This is a genomic window from Lacticaseibacillus salsurae (genome assembly GCF_045862175.1).
In the GTDB taxonomy this organism is placed as follows: Bacteria; Bacillota; Bacilli; order Lactobacillales; family Lactobacillaceae; genus Lacticaseibacillus; species Lacticaseibacillus salsurae.
In genome coordinates, this window is sequence record NZ_BAAFZI010000114.1 from 1 (window position 1) to 2820 (window position 2820).

The 2820-nt window shown below is 46.8% G+C and carries 3 protein-coding genes; 2 read left to right on the top strand and 1 reads right to left on the bottom strand.

Annotated elements, in window-relative coordinates:
• Window positions 1-146 precede the first annotated feature (146 nt).
• A complete protein-coding gene (locus tag ACKTSG_RS13985) occupies window positions 147-602 on the bottom strand; it encodes a DUF956 family protein (RefSeq protein ID WP_407895626.1) in 456 nt (151 codons plus the stop codon).
• A gap of 154 nt (window positions 603-756) precedes the next feature.
• Between ACKTSG_RS13985 and ACKTSG_RS13990 the strand changes: the two genes are divergently transcribed.
• Complete coding sequence (locus ACKTSG_RS13990) at window positions 757-1686, top strand: aldose epimerase family protein (RefSeq protein WP_407895627.1); 930 nt, start codon at window positions 757-759, stop codon at window positions 1684-1686.
• 68 nt (window positions 1687-1754) lie between these two features.
• On the top strand, window positions 1755-2537 hold the full coding sequence (locus ACKTSG_RS13995) for a CPBP family intramembrane glutamic endopeptidase (RefSeq protein WP_407895629.1): 783 nt from the start codon (window positions 1755-1757) through the stop codon (window positions 2535-2537).
• The last annotated feature ends 283 nt before the right edge of the window (window positions 2538-2820 follow it).

The following is a 2820-nucleotide window of genomic DNA, read 5'->3' on the forward strand; positions in this document are numbered from 1 at the left end:
CACCAACCCGTCTCTTTGACTCGTTGCTGGTAAGATAACACTCTACGGCTTCGATATAAGTTTCTACTGAAATCTTAGTCATACAAATACCCCCAAAGTTGTGTTCCAACTTTAGGGGTAAAGGTCACCGCTATCTTGGGTGAACCTTATTTTTTCTTTTTGCCGATGTTTTTGATCGTGTTGGGCAAGTTTTTCATGATGTTTGGGAAATTCTTGATCGCCGCCCCAAGCACTTGGAAGAAGCTCAGGCTCTTGACGATGTGATCCGCTGGGATATGTTCCCGACATGCCCGCAATAAGGCTTTGGGATCATGGGCTGCAAAGGTGTAAGTCCCATTTTTCTTGGTACGCACGGCAAAACGTGGGATCCATTTGCCGCCGAACATGATCGACGCGATGATCACGTCGACTTCACGCCATGGCAGTTGGATGTAGTTTTTCGGATTACGGTCATCGTAAAATTCAAACCCATTGTTGCCGACATAGATCATGCCGTAATCACCGAGGCCCATGTACGAGGTGCCTTTGGTTTCATGTTCAATTTTGGTGTTCAGTGGCTCTACCTTGACGCCACTTGCATTGATTCTAACTTTTTCTGCCATTGATTTCACCGTTTCCCCTATTTGTCTGTGTCTATTATACCAAAATCAGCGTTAGATGAAAGCGCTGAACGTTTCGTGTCATGTTCGCTGATTGATACCGGTATCAAAGCGCATACATGAGATAATAGAAGAAACGCGTTGGAGGTTTATCAAAATGCAGACAACCACATTAACAAATCAACATGGCGTCTCGATCACCACGATGACGCAAGGGGCAACCTGGATCAATTGGCAAAAGCCCAGTCCACATGGTCGGCAAGATTTGATCTTAACCAGCGAACCGCAAGTCTATCTGAACGACTCCAGCCATCACGGCCACAGCATCGGCCCGACTGGCGGACGCATTCCTTTGACCTTTCAATTGGCCGGGCAAACCGTTCATGTGCCAGATACTGGGGATGGCTACAATATGCACGGCGGACCAAATGGCTTTGATACCGTGAACTGGGAAGTCATCGTCGGGTCTGATACCGTCACTTACACGCATCAATTTCCCGCGATGATTCAACCTGGCACGTTGTCGGTCACGATTCAATATCGCTTGACTGACGACGATGCAGTGGTGATCACTTACACTGCCACTAGCACGGCGCCGACGTTGTTTAACCCGACCAGCCATGTGTACTTTAACTTAGGGACAACCAATAACGTTGACGATCACCAACTGCAAATCAATGCGCATCAACGCATCGCGACTGCGGCCAATAAATTTCCTGAAGTGCAGAACTTACGAGTCGTCAATACTGGCTATGATTTCCAGCAGTTAACCCCGTTGACTTCAATATTCGACGCTTTAAAAAATATTCCAGAACGCGGACTCGATGATATTTACTTGCTAGATGATCCCCGCCTTGCCGCAACCTTGCAATGCGACGATACCAAAATTTCAATTTCAACTGATCGCAATGCGTTAGTGGCCTATACCGCCAATAATTGGGATGACGCCTTATCCTTGATCGGTAAAACCAGCGGAGATCACATCGGCATCGCCTTAGAACCACAGTACGATCCTCGCGATTTAGCAGGCTTTACCTTGATGCCTTGTGACACCGCTCAGTATCAAACCATTTATCAATTGCACTAACACTGTCATAATTTTTTGATTGCGTTTTCACCCTGTAGGCTTATGATTAAGCACAGGGGGGGTCCGCTATGGAAAAGTTGCGCCGACTGCCAGTGATCTGGCAAGTGATTTGCTTTGCACTTTTGTATGAAGTGATTGGGGAGATAGGATTTAGTCTGCTATTTCGCACGATCATCGCGCCGGGCACTTTCATTGCGCCAGGCATGGTGAGCTTAATGGTTTACAAGTTATTTGCACTGTTATTAATTTTTGGCATGAACTGGTTGTTTATCGGTCAGAAAATCTATTTTGCCAACTTTCGGCCGCTGACTTGGGCCTTGTTGGCAATCGTCTGGCTGGCTGAAAGTGCACTGCTGGTCAGCATTCACGGCGTTGATCACTTGCCTTGGGCGATCATCATGGCTTTGATTCCAGGCGTTGTTGAAGAAATGGGCATGCGTGGCGTGGTGTTCGGCGCCTTGCGCCAACGGCTAAAAGGCAGACATGCTGGCCGTAATGCGTTTTTAGTTTCGGCTGGATTGTTCGCGCTGATGCACTTGGTGAACTTGTCTGGTGAAAGTTTTTCAGCAGTATGCGTGCAAATGATCAGTGCCTTAGGTGGCGGTTTGTTGTTTGCGGCGTTGTATCAGCGCAGTGGTAACTTGTTATCCGCGATGGCTTATCATTTCTCATTTGACTACCTCACAGTGGGCATGGGGACACCTGGCAGCCATCCTGCTGGCGGCTTTCAATTGACTACCATGATCGTGGTGTTAGTCGTGTTTGTCATTGAAGCCGCGCTGGCTGCGATTTTGATTCATGCTGGCAAACCCCAGCGCCGCAATCGCTTGTTACCCAAACTTGGCTTATAAGTTGAAGCCATTCAAAAAACCTGCTTCGATTTTGAAAATCGAAGCAGGTTTTTAAGGGTCTAGAATTTTTGGTGTTGGAAGATACTTCCACACTAGAAGTTCTAGACCTTTTTGAATAACAAAAAAGGCACCTATGCCTCCTAGTGCTATGCTTTAAGTAAGCAGGAGATAACAGCACGGATTCCCTAATCAAATTTCCAGCGGTACACTGACCTCATCAATTATGGTGAGGTATTTTTTATGTCAGATAAACCCGATATCGTCCAAATCAAGATGGATCAAC